Source organism: Paenibacillus amylolyticus, assembly GCF_051136285.1.
In the GTDB taxonomy this organism is placed as follows: Bacteria; Bacillota; Bacilli; order Paenibacillales; family Paenibacillaceae; genus Paenibacillus; species Paenibacillus amylolyticus_F.
Map to the genome: position 1 here is coordinate 1,156,496 of NZ_CP194938.1, position 24,172 is coordinate 1,180,667.

The window sequence follows — 24,172 nt, forward strand, 5'->3', positions numbered from 1 at the left end:
AGACTACCTTTCCTTCTATCGAGCCAGTTTTAAAAACATGACTGGATTTGGCGATTCCTGCGCTTTCCCGAGAAATAATCCCTCTATTGCTGCTTGGAGTAAGGTTTGACGTAGGACATGTATGCTATTGCACGTGTAAGAGTTGTTTGACCTATATGGCTTATCTAATGAGTGTATACCTTCCTCCGGCTGACTTCTATGAAGCTACACACATATTAATGCGGATATGAATGGTTTCGTTCTATCAAAAAAAGACATAAGCCGGTATTCTCTACCGGTTATGCCTCTTAGATTCTCAGGAACACGTTATAAGAGTTACTCTTCCGTTGATTTTACATGCGCAGCAATAAGCTTCTGCTTCATATTCCATGCCGCCGGGCTGATGTTCACGCGGTAAATCTCCGGATTCAGCTTCCGCTGGTACTCGGGCCAGAACAGATTCAGCTGTTCCTTATGATACGCACGTATTTCATCCAGGGTAGGCAGATCATACACCTTACGTCCATTCACAAAAATCGGCTCCAGCATATTCACTGCTTCATAGCCAGTCACCGTCTTTTTCAGATAAGGATGGAGCGGGTTGAACAGTTTGAGCGGCCCTCCCTGAAGAGGCTGCTCCTCATCCGGATAGCAGATGTAATCTGCAATTGCCTTGCCATGTTTCGGATCAATGATCCGGAAGACTTCTTTTTTACCGGGTGTGGATACTTTCTCGGGATTAGCCGATATTTTAAGCGTTGGCAGCATTTCTCCGTTCACTTCACGCTCTACCAATTTGTATACGCCACCTAGTGAAGGCTGATCCGACGCCGTGATTAACTGCGTACCGACACCCCATGTGTCGATCCGTGCGCCTTGAGCTTTCAAGTTAAAGATCGTATTTTCATCGAGATCATTCGAAGCTACAATTTTCACATAATGCAATCCAGCTTCATCCAACATCTGACGGGCCTGAATGGAAAGATAGGCAAGGTCACCGCTATCGAGACGAATGGCATTCATTTTTTTCCCCTGACTCTCCAGCCATTTGGCTGTTTTGATCGCATGCGGAACACCACTATTCAGTGTATCGAACGTATCCACGAGCAGTGTCACCTGATCTGGCAGCACTCTTGCGTAGGCATCAAACGCCTCCTGCTCACTCATGAAGCTCTGCACCCAGGAATGCGCGTGTGTACCTGCTGTAGGAATACCGAACTGTTCACCAGCCAGCATATTAGATGTGGCATGAAAACCGGCAACATACGAAGCACGCGCCCCCCAGATTGCAGCATCCGCTTCTTGTGCACGGCGTGTTCCGAACTCAAGCAGTGTGTCCTGCTGCGCCACCTGTTTAATACGGGAAGCCTTCGTTGCGATCAGCGTTTGATAATTCATAAAGTTAAGGATTGCCGTTTCCACCAGCTGTGTTTCCAGTATACAGCCCTCAACCCGAATTAGCGGTTCATCAGGAAAAACAATTGCACCCTCCTTCATGGAATGAATTGTTCCCTGGAAAGAGAACTGAAGCAATTCCTCCAGAAAGACCGGATCATAATTCTCTGGTTGTTTGGATAAAAACTCGATGTCTTCCATCGTGAAGCGAAGCTGGCTGATATAATTCACAATGCGCTCCAATCCAGCAAATACGGCATAACCGTTGCCAAAAGGAAGCTTCCGGAAGTAGGCTTCAAACACCGCCTTCCGCTTGTGTGTACCATTCACCCAGTGCGCATACATCATGTTGATCTGATATTTATCCGTATGTAAAGCCAGGCTTGTTGTCTGCATTTGTCTCATCCTCTCTGACTTCCGCTCGTTTCTCAGAATCATACCTGAACAACGGGCTTAAAGCTGATTCACCGCAATACTCCGTGACGAATCAGGCCAAAATCGTTTCACTTGCCTTAAGCACCTGAGCTCCCATGCTGGAACGGAAATGTCCAAGCGCCCAATCATGGCCTGCGGGGTTAAAGCTTGCTACAGCATCCTCATAGATCGTAATATGGAATCCTTTGTTATAGGCGTCCACAGCAGTATGCAATACACATATATCTGTGCATACTCCAATCAACGCGATATCCGTTATGCCTCGTTCATGCAGCTTCAGTTCCAGGTCTGTTCCGCAGAACGCACTGTATCTGGTTTTATCCATCCACCGAATCTCGTTCTTACGTTTCTCCATCACTTCAGCCAGGCGACCGTATAGCTGTCTTCCTTCAGTGTCACGAATGTTATGAGGTGGAAAAAGTACCGTTTCCGGATGGTAAGGATCATTTTCTTCATGCAGATCTACCGCCATGATCACTTCATCTTTGTTATTGAGATATGCCTCGGTAATCGCCGCTACCGTCTCTTGAATCTCCACCGCTGGCTGCCCTACAGGCAAAGCCCCTGTAACAAAATCCCGTGTAAAATCGATAACAATCAATGCTTTCATCGTCCACACTCCTCGATCACCAAATGGCTTACACCCAAACGAAACTCACACATATCAGGTTTGGATAAACTGAATTGACATTTACGTATAGATTGACAGACGCGGCACCAGTTCCGTGAATCGATACAGCTGTGCCGGACGTTGTGAATACTGGTTAGAGCTAACCAGATTGCCTTCATCATCACGCACTTCCTCGACAATGCCCTTACGGCTGCGTGTAGATGTTATTTTACGAATAAAATTGGGCTCTTCAAAATCCGGTACAACACTCTGGATGACCTGGTATAATTCACTTAAGGTGAAATCACGCGGCAAAAACTGCCTGGCAATGGTTGTCTCCAGCATCTGTTGCTGAATTCGTCTGTACGCATCTTCAATGATCGTTCTGTGATCGAAGGCCAGTTCCAACTCTTGCAGTGCTTCCTGGATCGTAAACAAGCCTACATCCTCAGCATCATCCGCTGCTTGCCGGTGTTCCAACATCCACTCCTCCACTAGTGCGAAGAAAGCGTGAGAGATAATCCATCCCCTCGGGTCACGTCCGGGTTGACTGTAAACGTTCAGATACTCCAGGTGCCCACCATCTACACCGGTCTCCTCCATCAATTCGCGCTTCGCAGCGCCGTAAATAGACTCATTCTCTTGGCAAAATCCGCCAGGCAAAGCCCATCTTCCTGCAAATGGCCAACCTTTGCGTTTGATTAACATGACCTTTAACTCCCGAATCGGGAGGGTTTTCGTGACTGTCTTGCGTTCCCGCTTCGTCAGGGTGAACATAACGATATCTGCTGGAACCCCGTCTGGAGTGCGATATTTCTTGGAACTATAATGTTGTGCTTCCAATTCTTCGTTCGCTGGTTCATTGTTGACGTGTTTGTTATTTTCGCTCATGGGCACCACCGACTATTTTCGTTTTGATAATCTCATTATGACATAATAATAATTTTTGTCAACCTTCGATTCCGGTCTTTGTCTTTATGCTCTCGATTTCGCCACGCGGAATGTGGCTGTAGCCATACATCCCAACGTTCCCGCTGCATCGCGAACCTCGGACCGGGTTGTGACACTACGTCCCGCCTGATGCAGCACAGTAGACGTAACAATTAATTCACCTTTCCTCATTGGCGCAAGAAAATGCACATTCAGGTTGGTTGTGACACAACCATCGACTTCCATCGCGGCTGTCGCCACCATACCCATCGCCTGATCCATCAATGAAGTGAGTACCCCGCCATGTATAATACCCATCGAGTTGGTATGGTGTTCCCCCGCTGTCAGCGCAATTTGAACTTCTTGTTTGCTGCCCTGGATATAACGGCATCCAAGAAATCCCCAGAATCGGCCATCGCCGTCTTCCACCATTTTGTCCAAAATACTCATGTTTCATTTCTCCTTCTATTCCACATGTTGTTTAATCCACTCTTGATGTCGTTTATCCTTATTGAAATATCTAATCTTCACGCATATCCTTGTATGCTTGCACACTTATTTAACGTACCCAAATCAAATAACCCCACATCGTGGAGCATGGCCTTTAAACGTTTCCCATGTGTGCAGGCGATTACTGCTCCATTCGTTGTGTCTCCATGATGTCAAAAAAGGCGCGGACTGCGTCCGCACCCTTCCGTTCATTTAACCGCAGCTGGTTGGAGGTGAATCCGTTCCAGCTTCGACATTGACTTTGTCGGATACTGTATCCCGAATAACAGAGATGACCAGTTGAAGCAGATAATTGATGTCACTTTGACTCTGCTGGAACTCCGTCACTAGCGGAATACTGTCCAGTTCATTTTGTAAATCATCAATTTCCTGTTCGATTTTGCTGACCATTGCACTGTTATTAAAACTTTCAAATGCAACGATTTCCTTCTGTTTCTTCTTAATCGTTGTGATCAATTGCTGAATGCGCTCATGATCTCGAATCTTGGCTTCTGCCTGTTGAAACTGTTTCACTTCTTCGCTCGTTCCGAGCATATCTGCCAGTTCTTTGGCCTTTCCCATAATGTCGTCGCGTATGATCAGATTGCGCGTATCGTAGGTAGGCATTCCATAATGGTTGTACTGCACTTCTTCCTGCGCCACTGTGATCGCTCCATTCGTATGAGATGATATAAGATGAGAATGCGGTTCAATAACTGGTGAAACCTCTGCTCGAGTGGCCGCTTCGGGGACGGCTCGTTCTTTCGATCGCTGTTATCCCCGGATTTTTTTGATCCCTTTTCGAAAAGGGGAAAATCCAGTGATAAAGGCGAACACTTCGTTTCTTCAGAATCGATTCCGTCCCCTCCGCTACTTGAGCAGAAATCCAAACCTGATAATGAACCTGAAACTCTCATCTTGTTAGGTGTTTATCGGGATATTACTGATTCGCGGCTACAGGTTCGGTAAGCAAGTTGCCACGAATATAAAACGTCATCGGATCGGTAATTTCCACTTGTACAAACGTACCGATCAGTTCCTTAGACCCTTCAAAATGCACCAGCTTGTTGCTGCGTGTACGTCCAGCCAGAACGGTTGAATTTCGCTTACTCTCACCTTCTACAAGCACTTCAACAATCTTGCCACGTTGCTGCTCATTGCTGCGATGACTGTACTCGTTGACCGTTTCATTCAGACGTTTCAGGCGTTCTTTTTTTACTTCCATCGGTACGTTATCTTCCATCACCGCTGCAGGCGTACCTTCACGCGGAGAGTAAATGTACGTATAAGCAAAATCATAACCGACTTCACGAACGAGTGAAAGTGTATCTTCGAACTGCTCATCCGTTTCACCAGGGAATCCCACGATGAAATCAGTTGTCAAAACTACGTCTGGAATGGCCGCTTTGATCTTCGCCGCCAGATTCAGATAGTGTTCCCGCGTATACTTGCGACTCATACGTTTGAGCACTTCTGTGCTGCCCGATTGTACCGGCAGGTGAATGTGCTCCACCAGATTGCCGCCTTTGGCGAGTACCTCAATCAGATGATCATCGAAGTCACGTGGATGGCTTGTTGTAAAACGCACACGCGGTATATCTACTTTTCGAATATCGTCCATCAGATCACCAAAGGTATACTTCAGATCTGTAAAGTCCTTGCCGTACGCATTCACATTCTGACCAAGCAATGTAATTTCCTTAAATCCCTGCCTAGCCAGATCCCTTACTTCCGCAATGACGTCCTCTGGACGACGGCTACGTTCCTTACCTCGGGTAAACGGTACGATGCAATATGTACAGAACTTGTCGCAGCCATACATAATGTTTACCCAGCCGCGCATGCCTTCACGTTTCTTCGGCAGGTTCTCAATGATATCGCCTTCCTTGGACCATACCTCAACAACCATCTCTTTACTGAAGAGCGCTTCCTGAATCAGGTGTGGTAGACGGTGTACATTGTGAGTACCAAAGATCATGTCGACAAAACCATGCTTCTGCATGATCCGGTTAACGACACCCTCTTCTTGAGACATACATCCGCATACACCAAGCAATAAACCCGGATTTTCCAGCTTCAGCGTTTTCAGATGACCCAGTTCGCCAAATACCTTGTCTTCCGCATTTTCACGGATCGCACACGTGTTAAGCAAAATAATATCTGCAACTTTACGATCTTCTGTTGCTTCATAACCCATGCTCTCGAGCAGACCCTTAATGGTCTCAGAGTCATGCTCGTTCATCTGACATCCGTAGGTATATACGATATAATGCTTGCCTTTCCCTATCGCTTTTAGTTCATCGGGAACAGCTGTCTCATATAGAACCTGAATATCTTGTTTGCCCCTTTGTTTCTCCTGACGATGATTCGGTTCCGCTTTGATATTAATCTCGCGGCCGCGAATTCTAATTTTTTTGCTGAATTCATCTTGCGAAATTACTTTGGCATCGGAGAAATCAAAATATTGGGAGTAATCCTTTTTTGAGTCTTTAGCCATTTCCTTCGGTCACTCCTTACAGCCTCTATTCATAAAAAAGCGTTCATTTCATCACTGTATACATATATTTCATTCCTCATGCTTCAAAAGAGCATTACAGCAAATTATAACATGAATTGGGCTATAGTTCCACAAGCAAACGTGTCCCTTCCGAATCGCTTCTGCCCCTCAAATCTGTTCTAAATACAAAAAAACCTGAGCACGCTGACTTACAGTCCAAATGGACTGACTATGCCAGTGTACCCAGGTGCTTGATACTTACATACAGCCTCCGTATAGCAGATGCTACGCCGGAAGATCTGTTAGGATTTAATCGATGATTTCAGCGGTATCTCCATTCCGAGCACCTGCTGCATTTGCTTCATCTGTATCAATGTGCATGTCCAGAGCAAAAGAATCGGATACACGAGCCAATACATTTTCCAATACCAGACCACGATCTCCACCCAGACGGACTTTCAACATTTGTTTGTCTTCAATGCCCCATTTTGCTGCATCGGACGTATGGAAGTGAATGTGACGAGCCGCAACAATGACTCCTTTATCAATCGTTACTTCGCCAGCTGGACCTTTAATGGTAATGCCTGGTGTGCCTTCAATGCTTCCAGATTCACGAACAGGTGCTTTTACCCCGATGGCAAAAGAATCCGTCATAGAGATCTCCAATTGTGTTTCAGGACGAACCGGTCCCAGAATACGTACTTTATCAAACTGTCCTTTGGAACCAATGACCGCTACAGTTTCGTTCGCAGCATATTGTCCGGGCTGGGACAGAGGTTTAAATTCAGTCAGTTCATAACCTTTGCCGAACAAGATGTCAACGTGCTCTTGGGATACATGAATGTGACGGGCTGATACGCCCACAGGTACTGTTTTACTCATCGTAAATTCACTCCTTGTTTATCTATGGCCTGTAGACAGGCTCTTAACAATCCAAGTGGTATTATACTCCTTTTTACCGTGAAATGAAAACAAACTATTGAAAATTCATGAAATACACTTATTTTAGTTAATTGTTGTGCATTTCACGGTGCTTATCTTAACAAAGTCATCTTTGTTACATCTTTCTTCCTGCCTTATTTAACTTTTCTTCTGCACTCATGAATTGAATTTACTCGCAACCCCCAGCTTCCCCTCTGGCAAGTGTTCCCCGAGATAACGTATCACATTCCCCCATAACCAGCCTCGCACCAAAACCTCATCGTAGTGTTTGAGCAAAATCTCTGTCAGCTTAGGGTAACATCCGGCATGCTCCAGACCTTGAACTTTCGTTGCGATCCCGTCAAAATCAGATCCCATCATCAGATGATGAGCTCCGCCAAGCGAACAAATTTGCTCAATGTGTGGCAGCAGATCTTCCATTTGTACTTCATCCTCTTCTTTGACAAACCAGGGCACAAAGGTCAACCCAATACGTCCATCCCTGGCAACAATGGCCTGAATCTGGTCATCACGCAGGTTACGCACATGTGGACAAATACTGTAGCTGTTGGAATGTGAAGCAATAAAAGGTCGCTCGCTCCGATCGGCCAGTTCCCAGAACCCTTTTTCGGACAGATGAGATACATCCAGCAGCATGCCGATCTGATTGCAGAGAGACACCAGTTCCTTGCCTTTCTCAGTCAAACCTGCTCCGCGCTTTTCCATAATACCGTCCGCAGCCCAATTTGCATGATTCCAAGTGAGACCAATTACGCGTACCCCCATCTGAAAACACAGTTCCAGATAAAACAGATTTGCTTCCAGCCCGTCCACGCCTTCGAGCGTGATGAGCCCCCACGGAGAGGTTTGCGTCTTTTTTTGTAACTGTACTGCCTGTTCACGCCAGAGCAGTGTCTTGACCCCACTGGAGCGCTCTGCGCTATGCTCTACCTTTTTACGGTACAGTTCCAGTTGCCCCATCACATGTTCAAACTTCCCTCGGCCCAACACTTCCGGAAGATAGACCGCGAATGCCTGTAGAGCAATTCCACCTTCATGCATACGTCTCAGATTGACATCCAGTTCGAGAGCATCCTCAAATGAAAGCTCGGGCTTCATCAAAAGTTTACTCAGTGCATCACAATGGAAATCAGCTACAGACCAGTCTCTTATCAACATCTCTGACCCTCCTGTTACAGTTAAATAACCCATCTATTCTTCAAAACCGTTCAAAAATAACGCAAAAAAACCTGTCTACTTCATTCGTAAACAGGCTCATGCATAACTTAATTCATGTATTATCTGGGCTCCACAATCAGCTTAATGGCCGTTCGGTCCTCACCGTCAATCACAATGTCTGTAAAAGCTGGAATACAAATCAGGTCAACTCCGCTTGGTGCTACAAATCCCCGGGCAATCGCTACCGCTTTAATGGCTTGGTTCAGTGCCCCCGCTCCAATTGCCTGCAGTTCAGCATTTCCACGTTCACGAAGAACTCCTGCAAGAGCGCCGGCTACAGAGTTTGGGTTGGACTTTGCTGAAACTTTTAATACATCCATGGTAAGTACCTCCCTGGGAATGTTGAAAGTTTGTTTCCACTTTACTAGATGTTATTCGCGGGAGGCAAAAAAATTCCTTCTTTTTAACAGGGATTCTCGTCAAAATGGGGTCAACCCCCTATTCCATGCGCCACTCGTCTTCCATTAAACGAATTTTTTCAATGCGCGTAGCTGCTCCAGTTGCTTCGTCAATGTCCACGATCACGCCATGGAAATGCCATTTGCCCTCGTCTACGACAAAACGAACCGGAAGCTGGGTATAAAATTTGCGAAGCACCGCTTCACGCTCCATACCCAGGATACCGTCACGTGGGCCAACCATGCCCGCATCGGTCAAATAGGCCGTACCTCCTGGCAGAATACGTTCATCGTTGCTTTGCACATGCGTATGAGTACCTACAACGAATGATGCACGCCCATCCAAATGCCAACCCATGGCAATTTTCTCGGACGTCGCTTCCGCATGCATATCCACCAGAATACATTTATAGTCCTTGCGAAGCTCATCCACAATTTCATCGGCTGCACGAAAAGGACAATCAATGGCAGGCAAAAATGTTCTGCCTTGCAGATTTACGATGGCAAGTTCCTTGCCTTCGCCTTTAACCACGGTATAACCACGCCCAGGTGTGCCTGGCGGAAAATTGGCCGGTCTAATCATACGTGGTTCATCATCTATAAAATCAAAAATATCCTTATTGTCCCAAGTATGGTTGCCCAGCGTAATACCCTGGACGCCCCAGTTAAAAAATTCATTAGCGATCGCACCCGTGATGCCTCGTCCTGCTGCAGCATTTTCACCATTTACAATAATGACATGTGGTTTATACTTCGATTTCAGGTATGGCAAATTTTCTTTAAGTGCTTTACGTCCCACGTTGCCTACAATATCACCTATAAATAAAACTTTCATTGATTGCTGCCTCCTCAATTCCTACATTGCTTATCAACAGGAAAAGTGGCCCAGTAAGCGGCCACTTTTCCTAAAGACTCTATTTTGCGTATTCAACCGCCCGGGTCTCCCGGATGACGGTGACTTTGATATGACCTGGATAATCGAGTTCATTCTCGATCATCTTCGTGATGTCACGCGCGAGGCGGAAGGCTTCAGCGTCATCAATCTTCTCAGGCTGTACCATGACACGAACTTCGCGTCCAGCCTGAATGGCGTATGATTTCTCGACGCCTTCGAAAGATTCCGAGATTTCTTCCAGCTTCTCCAGTCGCTTGATATACGTCTCCAGCGTTTCGCGGCGTGCACCTGGACGTGCTGCGGACAGCGCATCAGCTGCACCAACCAGCATCGCAATAACTGAAGTTGCTTCGCAGTCCCCGTGGTGGGAAGCGATACTGTTGATAACCACTGGGTGTTCCTTGTATTTCTTCGCCAGCTCCACGCCAATTTCGACGTGTGATCCTTCCACTTCGTGATCCAGCGCTTTACCGATGTCATGCAATAAACCTGCACGTCTCGCCAAAGTTACGTCTTCTCCAAGTTCTCCAGCCATCAGTCCTGCCAAATAAGCGACTTCCATCGAATGTTTCAGGACGTTCTGACCATAACTTGTACGGAACTTCAGGCGGCCCAGAATCTTGATGAGATCCGGGTGCAGACCATGCACGCCCACTTCAAAGGTAGCTTGTTCACCGTATTCACGGATGCGCTCATCTACTTCTTTACGGGATTTCTCCACCATCTCTTCAATACGAGCCGGGTGAATTCGTCCGTCAGCTACCAGTTTCTCCAGTGCAGTGCGGGCAATTTCACGGCGAATCGGGTCAAAGCCCGACAGAATAACAGCTTCTGGCGTATCATCGATAATGAGGTCAATCCCCGTAAGGGTTTCAAGCGCACGGATGTTACGTCCTTCACGACCGATAATCCGGCCTTTCATTTCTTCATTAGGCAGCGTTACAACAGATACCGTTGTCTCTGCTACATGGTCAGCCGCACAGCGCTGGATGGCGAGTGTAATAATCTCGCGGGACTTTTTGTCCGCTTCTTCCTTCGCTTGCTGTTCAATGTCCTTGATCATTTGAGCCGTCTCATGACGGACTTCCTGTTCTACGTTGGACAGTATGATACTACGTGCATCTTCCATTGTGAGATTGGAGATACGTTCAAGCTCCGTCACCTGGTTTTTGTAGATCATTTCGATCTGCTGCTGTGTTTCGTCAATCCGTTTCTCTTTGTTTGCCACTTGCTCTTCTTTACGTTCGAGTGATTCCAATTTTTTATCCAGCGACTCTTCTTTTTGCAACAATCGTCTCTCTTGTCGTTGAATTTCGTTCCGACGTTCACGAGTGTCTTTTTCAGCTTCGGCGCGAATGCGATGGATCTCATCTTTCGCTTCCAGCACCGTTTCTTTCTTCAGTGCCTCTGCCTCTTTCTTCGCGTTCTCCACGATTTGTACGGCAGCTTGTTCCGCACTAGAGATTTTAGCCTCTGCAAGAGATTTGCGAATAAAATATCCGACTCCGAACCCAATAACGAGCGCGGCCACAACGAGAACGATCGTGATAGCGATTTCGCCCATACTGTTCACCTCCTCGTTGGTTCCTCCAAGGCACTCCTTGGGTCAACTTTTCTGTTTTCATACCTTACATATGTTTGGGAATAACGAATACTCACGGCGATCCCCCGCCGATTTTCATTTCACATGTACATGAATACATGTACTATTCACCGTCTCCAGTGAACCCATAATTAAGAATGGTATAAATCTGTAGAAACCGAAACCGCTTTTTTGGAAGGAAAAAGGGTTGTCCTTTTCTTACAGACTCATGTCCATTTTAGTATTTGACGAAAGAAATTGTCAAGAGAATGCAGTATTGTTAGTCATCTTATCTAGTCCCATAACAACGCTTCGTCATCTTCTGCATCTTCCGCACCATCTTCTTCAATTAAACGATGTACAACACGACGCACCAAATCCATGCTAAAACCGCGCCGCATCAAGAAAGGGAACGTTTTACGTTTCTTCTCCTGCACGTCTCCTCGGACCTGTTTCCACTTTTTACGTCCAGCTGTTAAGGCCATATCCAACTCTGCATCTGCACTCACATTATCCATTACCTCAGCAATGAGTTCATTAGCAATGCCTTTTTGACGCAATTCTTGCCGTATCCACAGTTTTCCCTTCCGCTGGCCCTCCATACGCTGTCTAGTCCATTCCTTAGCAAACAATTCATCATCGACAAGTTTCTCTTGCTCAAGCCGATCCAGAACTTCTTCAATGAGAGATGTCGCGAACTCCTTTTGTTTTAGCTTTTGCCTCAATTCATGACGTGACCGCTGCTTAAATTCCAGAAAACGAAGTGACTGTACATACGTTCGCTGACGCTCATCCGCAACGACAATCTCCTCCAGATCTTTTTTCATAAAGGCATTGCCACGTGTCATTCTGTACTTGATCATCACATCTTCCAGAACCGTAATGGAATAGTTACCAAATGAAATACGGTAACGCGCTTCACGGCTCTTTGTTCGCTCTACCAGAGTAATGATAAGTTCTTCATCGTCTGGAAATTGGGAGATGCCGGTTAATTCTGCTTCTTCATGCAGTTTTTCGTCATCTGCATCATATTCATGCTGATTTTGGTGATACTTCACTTCGATCTTCACGCTCCCATCGCTTGTATATTCGTTCAAAATAGACTTCCCTTCTATTTACCCTTACGATCTTGATCTAGCTCACCTCGTATACGGCATAGATGCTAACAGCCTCTGTCCGGAATGGACAGAGGCTGTTAGCATCGCGAGAAACCAATCCTATTTAGCTAGGTAAGCATTAGCACTCGTTCAATACAAGTTCAGGACATATTAGAAGACCGGAACCTGATCCCGTTAAGAAAAATTACTCATTAATTTCGAATAATTCCTGTTCTTCAGCCGCTTCTTTATCTTGCTCTTCACTAGTTGGTGCCGGAACAGCAGTTGTTAGATTGCTGGCCTCACGTATTCTCTGCTCAATCGTATTCGCAATCTCTTTATGTTCTTTCATAAACTGCTTCGCGTTCTCACGACCTTGACCTAAACGCTCACCTTCATATGAATACCAAGCACCACTTTTGTTCACGATATCCAGTTCCGTACCAATATCAATGATACTTCCTTCTCTGGAAATACCTTCACCGTACATGATATCGACTTCTGCTTGTTTGAACGGCGGAGCTACTTTGTTTTTCACCACTTTAATACGGGTACGGTTACCAGTAATGTCATTGCCTGACTTAATACTCTCAATCCGACGTACATCGAGACGAACCGTAGAATAGAACTTCAATGCACGACCACCTGGTGTAGTTTCCGGGTTACCAAACATTACGCCGACTTTCTCACGAAGCTGATTGATAAAGATGGCAATTGTTTTGGATTTGCTGATTGCACCAGACAATTTACGCAATGCTTGAGACATCAGACGTGCCTGCAAACCTACGTGGGAATCACCCATCTCCCCTTCAATCTCTGCTTTTGGTACCAATGCAGCTACAGAGTCAATAACAACGATGTCTACAGCCCCACTGCGTACAAGAGCTTCTGCAATTTCCAAGCCTTGCTCACCTGTATCCGGTTGAGACAAAAGCAATTCATCAATGTTAACACCCAATTTGCTTGCATAGCTTGGGTCGAGTGCATGCTCTGCATCGATAAATGCAGCTTGTCCACCCACACGTTGTACTTCAGCAATTGCATGCAATGCGACAGTTGTTTTACCTGAAGATTCAGGTCCATATATTTCAACAATACGGCCTTTTGGCAAGCCGCCTGTTCCTAATGCAATATCCAAAGCCAAAGATCCGCTGGGAATTATTTCCACATTCATGTGAGTTGACTCACCCAATTTCATGATGGAACCTTTACCAAATTGCTTCTCTATTTGACGGAGCGCCATATCAAGCGCAGCACGACGGTCTGACAATAAACTCACACCCTTTACTGTTTATAATATAATGATACCTTGTTTTTACTCGTTTGCCAAGCTTTTTTTCGAACATACATTCGTTTTTTTTGTTTAGGCCGAGGCGCCTCTTCCTCATGAAAATCGATAAAAAAATAGAAAAAGAACCGTAAACAAGGCTGTTAAGCCAAATTTACGGTTCTTCCGTCTTCGATTATTATACTGGGTCAATGCAGCAAATGCAATCTGTTGTCCGATAATCAATCAATGGCAACTAATTTTTGCCATAATCGATACAGAATCGCTTTTGCCGAGCGAATGCGAACCGTCTCCCGGTTACCATTAATCCGAAGTTCATGAATTTCAGTTTCCTTACCACGCTCAGCCAAAGCAATAAAAACGAGGCCTGGTGGTTTACGTTCTGAATAACCTGGGCCGGCTACTCCGGTTATAGCCAATCCGAAATCAGCATCCCCGATCATACGGATCTGCTCCGCAAGCACTTTTGCCACCTCTGGACTAACTGCGCCTGGTGCATCTTCACCCTCCAGATAGCTGTGTGGCACATTCAGCAGTTTTTCTTTGATCTCATTGGAGTAACATACAATGCCGCCCTTTAACATCGATGCACTTCCAGGCACCGAAGTGAGGCTCTGCATCACAAGACCTCCTGTACAGCTTTCAGCGGCACTCAGAGTCAATCCCATATCAGACATCATTGTAACAATCGTGTACTCTATAGGCACATCCTCGTTAGCGTAGAGATGTTCAGACAGGCGTTCCCGGATCTGCACCTCCATCGCATCCAGTTTCAGCTTGGCGTCCCCTTCGCTTCGAGCCTTGGTTGACACACGCACGGTTACTTCTCCCTCACTCGCGTACGGAGCAATAGTTGGGTCTGTCTGCCCGTCAATGAGGTCAAGCAATCGATCTTCCAGCGCCGATTCACCAATGCCTGCGAATTTCAGCATCCGCGAATAAATCGGCATTTCTTCAGTAAGAGCATGCTGGAGTAACCATGGCTTTACTTCCTGCTCAAACATTGGAATCAGTTCCTTAGGCGGGCCAGGCATAACAACATAATATTTTTCGTTATCCGCAATCGCGTTGCCTGCAGCAAGACCGGTTTCATTGGCCAGGGGGGTTCCACCCTCAAGAACAATGGCTTGGCGCCGATTGTTTTCGGTCATTTCCACATTTCGATCCCGGAAAAATCCTTCAATTTTATCCATGGCCATACGGTCGATATGAAGCTCCCGGTTCAATACAGCAGCAAGCGCATCTTTGGTCAGATCATCCTGGGTCGGGCCGATGCCACCTGAAAATAAAATAATGTCTGCACGTCCCTGTGCGATACGTATTGCTTCACTAAGCCGATTCAGATTATCCCCAACTACCGTCTGAAAATATACGTCGATCCCCATTGCAGCAAGTTCCCTGGAAAGGTATCTGGCATTCGTATTTACGATCTGCCCCAGTAGCAGTTCTGTCCCAACTGCGATAATCTCTGCCTTCATTTCAGCTTCCTCCTGTGCACATGTTGAGTAGTCAAAGGGCAATAGGATAAGTTCCTATTGCCCTTTGACCCGATGAGTCTTTCATCATTACCCGTTTCAGCATAAATCATTACGCTTCTGATAAATGAAGCAAGTTTTTGTTTTTGATAAAGTAGTCAATTCCCGACCAGATCGTGATAACGGCTGCAATCCATACCGCAATTTCATCGACATGAATGCCCGTATATGAGAACGGAAAATTGTTCAGCAGCATCAAAACAATCGCTATGATCTGAACCACTGTCTTCAGTTTGCCCCACGCACTTGCAGCAACAACCGAACCATCCAGCAAGGCAATCTGACGCAGACCGGTCACGGCAAATTCACGGCTAATAATAACGACTGCAATCCATGAATCAAGCTTGCCCATTTGGACCAGTGAAATCAGAACAGCGGTAACCAGCAGTTTGTCTGCCAGAGGGTCCAGCAGTTTGCCCAAATTGGTGACCATATTGTTTTTTCTTGCAAGATAGCCGTCTATTCCATCCGTGCTTGCAGCAACGATAAAAATAAAAGCAGCAATTAACTGATTATACGGAAGCGTAAAGCTCCCAAGATGCAACGGCTCTGGATAAAACGGAAAATCCACAAGCAGAAACACCATCAAAAAAGGGATTAAGCAAATTCGTGCAAGCGTAATCCGGTTGGGTAAATTCACAAGACGCCCTCCCTTTATATCCTCCATTACTTCAAACATTCATCTTAATCCCGTATTCATCATCTGAAGCAAGAAATGAACGTTTGAAACGTCGACTTATATTCACATGAAACCCTATGTAGAAACGCAAAAAATAAAGTCTACCGCTCAAACGCAAAACCGCTTTTAAACGCTCCGGTGACTTCCAGAAGTGTATTGATTTTCACAAAGTCAGCAAACGATGAAGACTGGACTTGATGCATGACTGCCTGCAATGCACATTCAGTATAATATACGCACCAATACAGTGTCAAAAAGACATTGTTACACAACAATTCTTATTTGAAGTTGGTATATTGCAGATCCAGCGGCAAGTTAGCTCCATTAAGCATTTGCATAACGGCTTGCAGATCATTTTTGCTTTTCCCTGTCACCCGAAGCTGGTCTCCCTGAATTTGACTCTTTACCTTCATTTTTGAATCACGGATGAGGATATTGATTTTTTTGGCAACATCCTGATCAATGCCCTGTTTAAAATTCAAGCGCTGACGAACCGTACCCGAAGAAGCAGGCTCCACCTTCGCATACTCAATGTTTTTCAGCGGCAGACCGCGCTTCGCCATCTTGGATTGCAGGACTTCGATAACCGCCTTTAATTTAGTCTCATCATCAGACACAATCGTTAAAGCATCCTTGTCAAGTTTCAAGCTGCTCTTGCTGCCTTTGAAATCATAACGAGCGCCAATTTCCTTCTCCGTTTGTGTAACGGCATTTGTCAGTTCCTGCAAGTCCATTTTGGACACAATATCAAATGAATTCTCTGAACTCAAAGCGAGTCACCCTTTCAGCTAATCATATATTCTGTAACATTATAGAGTAAACTTCAAGCAAAAGTCTAATTTTAACTATGTTTAATCATAGAAAAAAGCATTTTTGGCGCACCATTCGGTCACCAAAAATGCTTGCTGATTAGCTGCCTCTAATACCGGCTACGGTCAGGCTGTCTGAACATGTCGAGCACACCCAAAACGATGTGCGCAAGTCCAAAACCCAATATTCCGTAACCCCAGGCATTTGGCGTCAGGTAATACCCCAGGAGGCTGACAATGATCCCTAAACCAGTTACGATCCAGCTGACTGTCATGCCCGTCCACCTCACTTCACCATAAGTTAACTGCAATTGAAGACAAAATTATTGTCTCCTGCAATTAGCCAGGTTATTCGTTGCTGGAGCTTCCGCCTTCCGAGGAATCACTGGTAGTTGTCCCCGTTACGCCTTCAGTTCCCGCAGATGAAGCTGCACTGTCGGTATCCAATTTAAGACGAATCCGGTTGGTCGCCTTGCCGTCCGTTACAACTTGACCCCCAACATCGATTGTCGTTGCTGCCGCATAACCAGACTTAATGTACATGCCTGTACTATCCAAAGTGAATGTAAACGAGTCACCGTCCGCTGTATTGCCATACTTCAGTTTCTCACCACTGGAATTCTCGCCTTTATATACTTCGAGCCAGCTATTCCCAGTCGCCTTGATCGTCACGGTTACAGGCTGACCTGCGCTTCCGCTAACTTTGAAGTTTGTAATATTGCCCGATTTTCCATCTTCAGAAACAGTGACTGAGCCAGGTGTGCTTGGTGTGTTCCCCTCTTGATTCTCACCTGTCTGACCATCCGTCTGTCCATCAGTTTGACCATTATTTTGGCCGTCAGTCTGACCACTATTTTGTCCATCAGTCTGTCCGTTCGCTTCATTACCGCCACCGTTGCCGCCAGCTTCACCTTTACCGTTGTTCTCCGAGCCCGAATCGGTTGTAGGCGGAGTCACCGCTTGGCCGTTATCGGACGATGGATCAGGTTTGTCATTAGCAGGCTTTTGACTGTCCGTAATTTTTGTATCATCTAGACCTTGTGGATTGGTGTCATCACCTTTGTTGTATGCCATATACACATACAAAAGAACAAAAATCAGAATAGGGAATGTCCACATCAGTGCGATTGACATCCATCGATTGCTCCGCTCTGCGGGTCGGTTGGAGCGCTTCTGAATCACAGGCTCCATCGTCGCTTCCGCAGTCTCTGCAGGTACGTCTTTTTTATGGCCTTCCAGCAGCTCATCGGGATTCAGTCCCACTGTTTCCGCATAGGTTTTTATAAATGCACGCACATAGAAACTACCCGGTAGTACTTTATAGTCCCCTGCTTCTATGGCCTCCAGATACCTCTTGCGAATTTTGGTCATTTCCTGTACATCGTCAAGACTCATCCCTTTTTGCAGCCGGGCCTCTCTTAACTGCTGACCCAGTTCAGACATGCCATCATCTCCTTATGTTTATCTCTTCAGTTGTTGCTGATCTATTCCATGATTCCGTACGGAGCTTTACAGTTCGTCGGTATAGCTTGCCGTAAACGTATCATAAATAATTTCTTCGTTAGGATTATTACGCAATTCAATAATAATATCAAAATTATTATAATCATATTCGGATTCTTGTACAAAAATATCCGGGTGTTCAATGACTTTGGTGCTAGGCATTGACATAATATCCTGGAGTAGATTGTAATGCCTTTCACTGGAGCGTATCGTACTGACAATGCCATCAATGATAAATACATTATTCGGATTCAACTCATCCTCGGACATCTGGCTCCGAATCGTTTGACGAAGAAGTGTAGAGGATACAAAAGTCCAGCGTTTCATGGCACATACACTGCCCGCGATGATTGACTCTGTTTTGCCAACCCGGGGCATTCCACGCAAGCCGATAACCTGATTGCCTTCTCTTTTAAATACTTCACCCAAAAAGTCCACGAGTAACCCAAGTTCATCGCGAGTAAAACGAAATGTTTTGCGATCATCTGAATCCCGGTCGATATATCTGCCGTGACGTACGGCCAGAATATCCACCAATTTAGGTTGACGCAGTGCGGATACGGTAATGCTGTTTACTTTACCAAGCATCTCTCCAAGCAGACGAATTTTCTCGTCATCATCTGATTCGAGCAGCATCCCCCGTGTTTTGCCTTCCACTCCGTTGATCGTTAGTATATTGACTTCAAGCATACCCAGCATCGAGGCGATATCCCCCAGAAGACCAGGTCTGTTCTTATGTATTTTATATTCCATATACCATTGTTTAGTTTCCATATATACACCCCGTAATGCATTATTCCACATTATTCGACAACATCAGAACGCGTCCACTAGACGTAATTCCAGGTCATCTTCTAAAAATGGGTCACGTTAATGATATATAAAATGAAAATGAATTACAAGAACAGCTCTGTAATCCGTTTGTAATCATTAGAGAAAAGCCCCCTTACGGGAGCTCTTCATCTCTTGCCTTATGCGTTTTGTTTGGCCAATTTGACCATCAGGCACGCAATCGTACGACGCTCATCCGCATCGCCGACATCCCATAGTTCCTTCAATGCACGGTTGGAATGATTCGCTGGATCAACCTTCTCATCAAGAAAGTCACCGATTTCGTACGCCAGTTTGTTGATGGTTTCCTCACTCATCCCCATCCTCTCAGCTTGCATTACGCGATCACCCAGGAACTTCTTCCATGTGTCGAAGTTAGAAACCACTGTTTTGTCTGTTGACATGATAAATCCTCCTTGGCTGACGCATGAGATTTAAAATCAACAGTTGTAATATGTGCTTCCGGAACATTTTATATACGAGCTTTCGAAATAAATAAAACTTCATGGTTCAAGAATGAACAACGGGTTCACCTATTGCACTTATAGGCTTGAAAATCGCTACGCAGCACTATGTCAGCCAGCCTCCATTGGGGCTAATAATCTGTCCATTGATGTAACCCGACTCGGGCAGCGCGAGAAAATAAACCAGTGACGAAATCTCGTCCGGCTGCGCCAGACGTCCTGCGGGAATTTCCTCTTCCAGCATCTTCAGTTCACTCTGATCCAAGTGGTCTAACATCGTCGTCTGAACCGCACCAGGGGCAACGGCATTCACCGTAACACCGGAGGGAGCAAGCTCTTTCGCAAGTGCCTTCGTGAATGCATTCACCCCTCCCTTCGTTGTGGAATAAAGCACCTCACAAGAGGCACCAGACAGCCCCCAGATAGATGACACATTAATAATACGACCGTATCGCTGAGAGATCATGTGTGGCATCATCTCCTGTGTACACAGAAAAGTACCTTTCAGATTAATCGCCATCACTTCATCCCAGATTTCCTCTGTCACATCGGCAAGCAGTCCATAATGAGATATGCCCGCATTGTTTACAAGAATATCCGGCAGCAGCTCATGGGACGCCAGCTTCTCCCGCATACGCTGAATCTGTTCCCTGCTGCGGAGATCGGCCGAAACCGTCATAATGCGTCCGCTCCCCTGCTCCATACAACGTCTTGCCGCTTCATTGGCCGCTTCATGTGATTTCATATAGTGCAGCACAACATTCATACCTACACTGGCAAAACGCTCTGCAATTGCGGCTCCTATGCCCCCGCTTGCTCCAGTAACCAGAACGGTCATTTCCCCTATCGCTTTCAATTGTCGTTCCCCCCATAACCTTCACTCTTGCTTCTTCAAAACCTTTAAACCGCCCTGTTTCCTCTCCAAATCACGGACTCACAACCAGCGAAACAACCAGCTGTTCCCAGCAAATATGCTCTTTCAATCGTTGATTCACATCTTGCAGTGTAACCGCTTCATACAACGAAAGCATATTGAAAAAGTCACCTCCGCGGAATTGCTGACGCGTGAACTCATTCGCAATGTTTTCTGGTGAATTTAGCATGCGCAAATAACCACCGATTTTCTTTTTGCGTGCACGTTCAAAATTGGAAGCATCAAACCCTTTTTGAACAATAGCATCCACTTCTTCACGTATTCGTTTCAACAATTGATCAGGGTCTTTGGTATCCCCTCCAACCGCGGAGAAGGCATATTCCGGTGAACTGATATACTCATGTCCAAAGCTATCCGAGATCAGATCTTCATCATAGAGTGTCTGAAATAGACGTGTGCTGGAACCAAATAATAGATCCATCATCAACTGGGTAACTGTATCCCGGCGCAAAAGCGATTCTCCCGTTAGTCCAACATCGGTCTCTTTAAATCCAAACAAACATTTGGGCAGAGAAACCGATAATTTGACTTCGCGTCTCGCCTCTCCAACCTGCTTGGGCTCAGGCTCGAAAAAGCGTTCAATGTGGCCCTGCGGCTCGTAATTCTTTTGCGCCTGATTGGATCGAACCATGCTGATCACTTGCTCAGGGTCAACGCCGCCCACAACAAACAAAAGCATGTTACTTGGATGATAAAAAGCGTTATAACAGGTATACAACGTTTCTTTTGTAATCGTATTAATGGAGTCGACTGTACCTGCAATGTCTATATGCACCGGATGTTTTTGATACATCGCTTCAATCAATCCAAAATAGACCCGCCAATCCGGATTATCGGCATACATATTAATTTCTTGTTCAATGATGCCTTTTTCCTTGTTGACATTCTGGTCTGTGAAGTATGGATTTTGCACAAAATCAACTAATGTTTGTATATTTTCGTTAATATTTTCGGTCGCCGAGAACAAATATACGGTCTGATCAAAACTGGTGAATGCGTTCGCAGAAGCGCCATGAGAAGCAAAAGTTGCAAAAATATCACCTGTAGGCTCCTCAAACATTTTATGCTCCAGAAAATGAGCAATACCGTCAGGCACCTTCACTTCGGGCTGTCCTTTCACTTGAAAGTGATTATCGACTGACCCATATTTGGTCGCAAACGTAGCATAGGTTTTCTGAAAACCTGGTTTGGGCAAAACATAAACATGCAGCCCGTTGTCCATTACTTCGTAATATAATGTTTCCTGCAGATGTTCATACCGAATGCTCTCCACGACTATTCCCCCTTCTCGTCCCGCAAGAAATAAATCGTATCCAGACGGAACTGCTCTGCGGCTTCACGAACATCTTGCTTGCTAATCTGCTCTATTTGCGCAAGCAACTCTTCAGGTGTTCTCTCCTTACCAGACAACTGACGATTAAAATCATAGGCAATCATCTCAAAGGCAGAATCCTGCATTTCCTTCAGCAAATTACGAATCATCGCTTTAGTCTGAGACATCTCCAGATCTGTAATATTACCATGCTTCATCTCATCAAGCTGCTGCTTGATAATGCTCACCGCTTTTTCATAATTAGGGATTTCAATCCCGGATTGAATGGTGGCAATACCTTTGTGCCCGTCATATCTGGAAGAAGCATAATAGGCTAGGCTTTCTTTTTCACGAACGTTGACAAACAGCTTCGAATGCGGGTAACCGCCAAGAATGCCGTTATACATCAGCGCTGCCGCGTATTTATCGTCTGCATACGTTATGGAAGTACGAAGACCCATATTCAGCTTGCCCTGACCAATGTTCAGACGCTCGATGACTGTATTTGCTTCCTCATCCCCGCGAACTGCTGTCTGAGCCTGATAATCAGAGGAAATCGTACGTTCCAGATTAAAATGACGCTGCACCAATCCCTCTACCTCTTCAAGTGACGTATCCCCCACCACATACAGATCCATGCTCGCGTCATTTAGCCAATTCTCATAAGCAGATGTCAGTTCTGGAGGTTCTATACTTGCCAATGCTTTGCGTTCACCTAGCGGGTGGAGCCTGTACGGCTCATGCTTGCACATTTCTTCGATACAACGCTCAGCCGCATAACGCATTTTGTCGTTCACGATAGACTCCAGCTTTTTACGGACCGTCTCACGTTCTGCATGCACGTACGATGTTTTGAAGTGTCCATTTTCTCGTGCAGGCTTCGTTAACACTTCGCCAAGAAATGCAAACGAACGATCCAGTAGTTGCTGCTCCCCATCTCCAACAAAAGAATCATTAATCGTGTCCATACGGAACTGCACAATCTGATAATCACCGCGTTTATAGACGTCAAAACCAAATCCTGCTCCGTACAGATGCTCCAACTGCTCTCGAAACTGCGTTGTTTCCGGATAGGATTCCGTCCCTCGTCTTAGAACAAACGGTGTTAGCCCAACATGTGTAACCGTGTTCTCGCGTAAAGGAACGCCGGCATACAGGGAAATCGCGAACGTTTTGAAACGTTTGGTTGGAAGCACATGGATACGTAGCTGTTTCCGGCTGCCCCGTTCAAATTCTGCGGTATTCAAATGTCAAAACCCCTTTGCGGCCTCATTTAGATAACCAGTCATGATCAACCTTAAACGTAACAACCATTTTAAACCATCCAAAAGCCAAGAAGCAACCGAAGTCATGCCTTCTGGTTGCTTCCCTGCCTGATTACATGCAGAATATATGCTGCCCGATCGTTTTCACCTGCGGACGAGTCCATATCCATTTGGATGTGGCTGTCTTCGGGTTAAAATAATACAGACATCCACCGGAAGGATCCCATCCGTTTAACGCCTGTTCTACCGCTTTTTTCGCCTGTGCATTCGGTTCCAGATAGATCTGTCCATCGGCTACAGCTGTAAAGGCTCCCGGCTGAAAGATGACCCCTGAAGGGGTAGATGGAAAACTTGTTGAGTTTACCCGGTTCAGAATAACAGCGGCTACGGCTACCTGACCTTCAAACGGTTCTCCGCGTGCTTCACCATATACGGCATTCGCCATAATTTTGAGTTCGTTCTCGGTAAGCCCCAGCGCATTGGCTGAACCCATATCCTCTTTCTCTTTCTCATTGCTTGCGGTACTTCCACCATCACCTTTAACTTCTCCAGCCCCTCCTTTGTGTAATGGTGGTTCTTTAGGTGACCACTTGGTGCTGGCATTATACAGTTTCAGCTTCGTTTTCGCCCCAACCACACCGTCGGCCTTCATACCAAATTCCGATTGAAACCATTTCACCGATTTGAGCGTGCTGCTGCCAAAATTACTATCGATTTTGCCATTGTAGAAACCGAGATACTTCAAGCGTCCCTGAAGTTCGTATACATCCTGACCGTAACTGCCATATTTCACGGTATTGTTGCTGAAGGTCGGCATCGCTTTCTCCTCAGCCGGAATGTTGTTCTGGGCATTACTTTGTGGTGCTGTATGCTCAGGAAGCAGATAACGGATTCCCAGCGCAGATATCAGCAAAATAGCAGTGAAAAGCCATAGGTTCATTTTTCGCATCGACTATGCTCTACCTTTCTCTTGTGGGATTTAACAGAACCGCTACTGATATTATGACAAGTGAACTTGTTTCCTATGCACCAAACTATCCGAACTCTGGAGCAAATGGCAGAACCTCAAACGGTGTTATAAAGCA

General features: G+C 45.8%; 24 protein-coding genes. All 24 read right to left on the reverse strand.

The features are described from left to right. Nucleotides 1–315 precede the first annotated feature (315 nt). On the reverse strand, nucleotides 316–1,770 hold the full coding sequence (locus ACR8BL_RS05140) for a nicotinate phosphoribosyltransferase (protein WP_434751622.1): 1,455 nt from the start codon (nucleotides 1,768–1,770) through the stop codon (nucleotides 316–318). A gap of 91 nt (nucleotides 1,771–1,861) precedes the next feature. Beyond that, the gene (locus tag ACR8BL_RS05145) at nucleotides 1,862–2,419 is read right to left on the reverse strand and encodes a cysteine hydrolase family protein (RefSeq protein WP_434751623.1); all 558 of its coding nucleotides are present in this window, start codon (nucleotides 2,417–2,419) and stop codon (nucleotides 1,862–1,864) included. Between the two features lie 81 nt (nucleotides 2,420–2,500). After that, nucleotides 2,501–3,310: an NUDIX hydrolase gene (locus tag ACR8BL_RS05150; protein ID WP_434751624.1), complete on the reverse strand. Its 810-nt coding sequence runs from the start codon at nucleotides 3,308–3,310 to the stop codon at nucleotides 2,501–2,503. An 84-nt stretch (nucleotides 3,311–3,394) separates the two neighbouring features. After that, nucleotides 3,395–3,799: a PaaI family thioesterase gene (locus ACR8BL_RS05155; protein WP_434751625.1), complete on the reverse strand. Its 405-nt coding sequence runs from the start codon at nucleotides 3,797–3,799 to the stop codon at nucleotides 3,395–3,397. Between the two features lie 252 nt (nucleotides 3,800–4,051). Further along, entirely contained in the window at nucleotides 4,052–4,465 is a 414-nt protein-coding gene (locus ACR8BL_RS05160) for a RicAFT regulatory complex protein RicA family protein (RefSeq protein WP_434753019.1), read from the reverse strand. Between the two features lie 313 nt (nucleotides 4,466–4,778). Continuing rightward, complete coding sequence (gene miaB, locus ACR8BL_RS05165) at nucleotides 4,779–6,335, reverse strand: tRNA (N6-isopentenyl adenosine(37)-C2)-methylthiotransferase MiaB (RefSeq protein WP_434751626.1); 1,557 nt, start codon at nucleotides 6,333–6,335, stop codon at nucleotides 4,779–4,781. A 309-nt stretch (nucleotides 6,336–6,644) separates the two neighbouring features. Further along, nucleotides 6,645–7,217 (reverse strand): phosphate propanoyltransferase, encoded by a 573-nt coding sequence (pduL, locus tag ACR8BL_RS05170; RefSeq protein ID WP_090923805.1) that lies wholly within the window; start codon nucleotides 7,215–7,217, stop codon nucleotides 6,645–6,647. Nucleotides 7,218–7,433: 216 nt separating this feature from the next. Then, nucleotides 7,434–8,435, reverse strand: a complete 1,002-nt coding sequence (locus ACR8BL_RS05175; RefSeq protein WP_434751627.1) for a dipeptidase — start codon at nucleotides 8,433–8,435, stop codon at nucleotides 7,434–7,436. A gap of 119 nt (nucleotides 8,436–8,554) precedes the next feature. Beyond that, a complete protein-coding gene (locus ACR8BL_RS05180; RefSeq protein WP_007430104.1) occupies nucleotides 8,555–8,815 on the reverse strand; it encodes a stage V sporulation protein S in 261 nt (86 codons plus the stop codon). Nucleotides 8,816–8,933: 118 nt separating this feature from the next. Further along, nucleotides 8,934–9,728: a TIGR00282 family metallophosphoesterase gene (locus ACR8BL_RS05185; protein ID WP_434751628.1), complete on the reverse strand. Its 795-nt coding sequence runs from the start codon at nucleotides 9,726–9,728 to the stop codon at nucleotides 8,934–8,936. 79 nt (nucleotides 9,729–9,807) lie between these two features. Further along, nucleotides 9,808–11,352 carry a ribonuclease Y gene (rny, locus tag ACR8BL_RS05190; RefSeq protein WP_434751629.1) on the reverse strand — a complete coding sequence of 515 codons (1,545 nt, stop codon included), beginning with the start codon at nucleotides 11,350–11,352 and terminating at the stop codon, nucleotides 9,808–9,810. A gap of 311 nt (nucleotides 11,353–11,663) precedes the next feature. Then, on the reverse strand, nucleotides 11,664–12,428 hold the full coding sequence (locus ACR8BL_RS05195; RefSeq protein ID WP_434753020.1) for a regulatory protein RecX: 765 nt from the start codon (nucleotides 12,426–12,428) through the stop codon (nucleotides 11,664–11,666). A gap of 244 nt (nucleotides 12,429–12,672) precedes the next feature. After that, a complete protein-coding gene (recA, locus tag ACR8BL_RS05200; RefSeq protein ID WP_434753021.1) occupies nucleotides 12,673–13,737 on the reverse strand; it encodes a recombinase RecA in 1,065 nt (354 codons plus the stop codon). A gap of 239 nt (nucleotides 13,738–13,976) precedes the next feature. Then, a complete protein-coding gene (locus tag ACR8BL_RS05205; RefSeq protein WP_434751630.1) occupies nucleotides 13,977–15,233 on the reverse strand; it encodes a competence/damage-inducible protein A in 1,257 nt (418 codons plus the stop codon). A gap of 109 nt (nucleotides 15,234–15,342) precedes the next feature. Next, complete coding sequence (pgsA, locus tag ACR8BL_RS05210; RefSeq protein WP_434751631.1) at nucleotides 15,343–15,930, reverse strand: CDP-diacylglycerol--glycerol-3-phosphate 3-phosphatidyltransferase; 588 nt, start codon at nucleotides 15,928–15,930, stop codon at nucleotides 15,343–15,345. A 317-nt stretch (nucleotides 15,931–16,247) separates the two neighbouring features. After that, nucleotides 16,248–16,739: a YajQ family cyclic di-GMP-binding protein gene (locus tag ACR8BL_RS05215; protein WP_434751632.1), complete on the reverse strand. Its 492-nt coding sequence runs from the start codon at nucleotides 16,737–16,739 to the stop codon at nucleotides 16,248–16,250. Between the two features lie 149 nt (nucleotides 16,740–16,888). Continuing rightward, nucleotides 16,889–17,053, reverse strand: a complete 165-nt coding sequence (locus ACR8BL_RS05220; RefSeq protein WP_434751633.1) for a hypothetical protein — start codon at nucleotides 17,051–17,053, stop codon at nucleotides 16,889–16,891. A 73-nt stretch (nucleotides 17,054–17,126) separates the two neighbouring features. Then, entirely contained in the window at nucleotides 17,127–18,221 is a 1,095-nt protein-coding gene (locus ACR8BL_RS05225) for a RodZ domain-containing protein (protein WP_434758327.1), read from the reverse strand. A gap of 66 nt (nucleotides 18,222–18,287) precedes the next feature. After that, on the reverse strand, nucleotides 18,288–19,055 hold the full coding sequence (locus tag ACR8BL_RS05230; RefSeq protein WP_123064538.1) for a DUF3388 domain-containing protein: 768 nt from the start codon (nucleotides 19,053–19,055) through the stop codon (nucleotides 18,288–18,290). A gap of 197 nt (nucleotides 19,056–19,252) precedes the next feature. Further along, a complete protein-coding gene (locus tag ACR8BL_RS05235; RefSeq protein WP_434751635.1) occupies nucleotides 19,253–19,516 on the reverse strand; it encodes a DUF3243 domain-containing protein in 264 nt (87 codons plus the stop codon). 166 nt (nucleotides 19,517–19,682) lie between these two features. Next, entirely contained in the window at nucleotides 19,683–20,414 is a 732-nt protein-coding gene (ymfI, locus tag ACR8BL_RS05240; protein WP_434753022.1) for an elongation factor P 5-aminopentanone reductase, read from the reverse strand. An 88-nt stretch (nucleotides 20,415–20,502) separates the two neighbouring features. After that, on the reverse strand, nucleotides 20,503–21,783 hold the full coding sequence (gene yfmH / locus ACR8BL_RS05245) for an EF-P 5-aminopentanol modification-associated protein YfmH (protein WP_434751636.1): 1,281 nt from the start codon (nucleotides 21,781–21,783) through the stop codon (nucleotides 20,503–20,505). Nucleotides 21,784–21,785: 2 nt separating this feature from the next. Further along, complete coding sequence (gene yfmF, locus ACR8BL_RS05250; RefSeq protein WP_434751637.1) at nucleotides 21,786–23,069, reverse strand: EF-P 5-aminopentanol modification-associated protein YfmF; 1,284 nt, start codon at nucleotides 23,067–23,069, stop codon at nucleotides 21,786–21,788. A 130-nt stretch (nucleotides 23,070–23,199) separates the two neighbouring features. Then, nucleotides 23,200–24,036, reverse strand: coding sequence for a spore cortex-lytic enzyme (gene sleB / locus ACR8BL_RS05255; RefSeq protein WP_434751638.1), 837 nt, complete (start codon nucleotides 24,034–24,036; stop codon nucleotides 23,200–23,202). Between the last annotated feature and the right edge of the window lie 136 nt (nucleotides 24,037–24,172).

Excerpts from the sequence above, each read along its gene's own strand:
- ACR8BL_RS05140 (WP_434751622.1), bottom strand. The coding sequence starts at position 1,770 with ATGCAGACAACAAGCCTGGCTTTACATACGGATAAATATCAGATCAAC.
- ACR8BL_RS05145 (WP_434751623.1), bottom strand. The coding sequence starts at position 2,419 with ATGAAAGCATTGATTGTTATCGATTTTACACGGGATTTTGTTACAGGG.
- ACR8BL_RS05150 (WP_434751624.1), bottom strand. The coding sequence starts at position 3,310 with ATGAGCGAAAATAACAAACACGTCAACAATGAACCAGCGAACGAAGAA.
- ACR8BL_RS05155 (WP_434751625.1), bottom strand. The coding sequence starts at position 3,799 with ATGAGTATTTTGGACAAAATGGTGGAAGACGGCGATGGCCGATTCTGG.
- ACR8BL_RS05160 (WP_434753019.1), bottom strand. The coding sequence starts at position 4,465 with ATGCCTACCTACGATACGCGCAATCTGATCATACGCGACGACATTATG.
- miaB (WP_434751626.1), bottom strand. The coding sequence starts at position 6,335 with ATGGCTAAAGACTCAAAAAAGGATTACTCCCAATATTTTGATTTCTCC.
- pduL (WP_090923805.1), bottom strand. The coding sequence starts at position 7,217 with ATGAGTAAAACAGTACCTGTGGGCGTATCAGCCCGTCACATTCATGTA.
- ACR8BL_RS05175 (WP_434751627.1), bottom strand. The coding sequence starts at position 8,435 with ATGTTGATAAGAGACTGGTCTGTAGCTGATTTCCATTGTGATGCACTG.
- ACR8BL_RS05180 (WP_007430104.1), bottom strand. The coding sequence starts at position 8,815 with ATGGATGTATTAAAAGTTTCAGCAAAGTCCAACCCAAACTCTGTAGCC.
- ACR8BL_RS05185 (WP_434751628.1), bottom strand. The coding sequence starts at position 9,728 with ATGAAAGTTTTATTTATAGGTGATATTGTAGGCAACGTGGGACGTAAA.
- rny (WP_434751629.1), bottom strand. The coding sequence starts at position 11,352 with ATGGGCGAAATCGCTATCACGATCGTTCTCGTTGTGGCCGCGCTCGTT.
- ACR8BL_RS05205 (WP_434751630.1), bottom strand. The coding sequence starts at position 15,233 with ATGAAGGCAGAGATTATCGCAGTTGGGACAGAACTGCTACTGGGGCAG.
- ACR8BL_RS05220 (WP_434751633.1), bottom strand. The coding sequence starts at position 17,053 with ATGACAGTCAGCTGGATCGTAACTGGTTTAGGGATCATTGTCAGCCTC.
- ACR8BL_RS05225 (WP_434758327.1), bottom strand. The coding sequence starts at position 18,221 with ATGTCTGAACTGGGTCAGCAGTTAAGAGAGGCCCGGCTGCAAAAAGGG.
- ACR8BL_RS05230 (WP_123064538.1), bottom strand. The coding sequence starts at position 19,055 with ATGGAAACTAAACAATGGTATATGGAATATAAAATACATAAGAACAGA.
- ACR8BL_RS05235 (WP_434751635.1), bottom strand. The coding sequence starts at position 19,516 with ATGTCAACAGACAAAACAGTGGTTTCTAACTTCGACACATGGAAGAAG.
- ymfI (WP_434753022.1), bottom strand. The coding sequence starts at position 20,414 with ATGACCGTTCTGGTTACTGGAGCAAGCGGGGGCATAGGAGCCGCAATT.
- sleB (WP_434751638.1), bottom strand. The coding sequence starts at position 24,036 with ATGCGAAAAATGAACCTATGGCTTTTCACTGCTATTTTGCTGATATCT.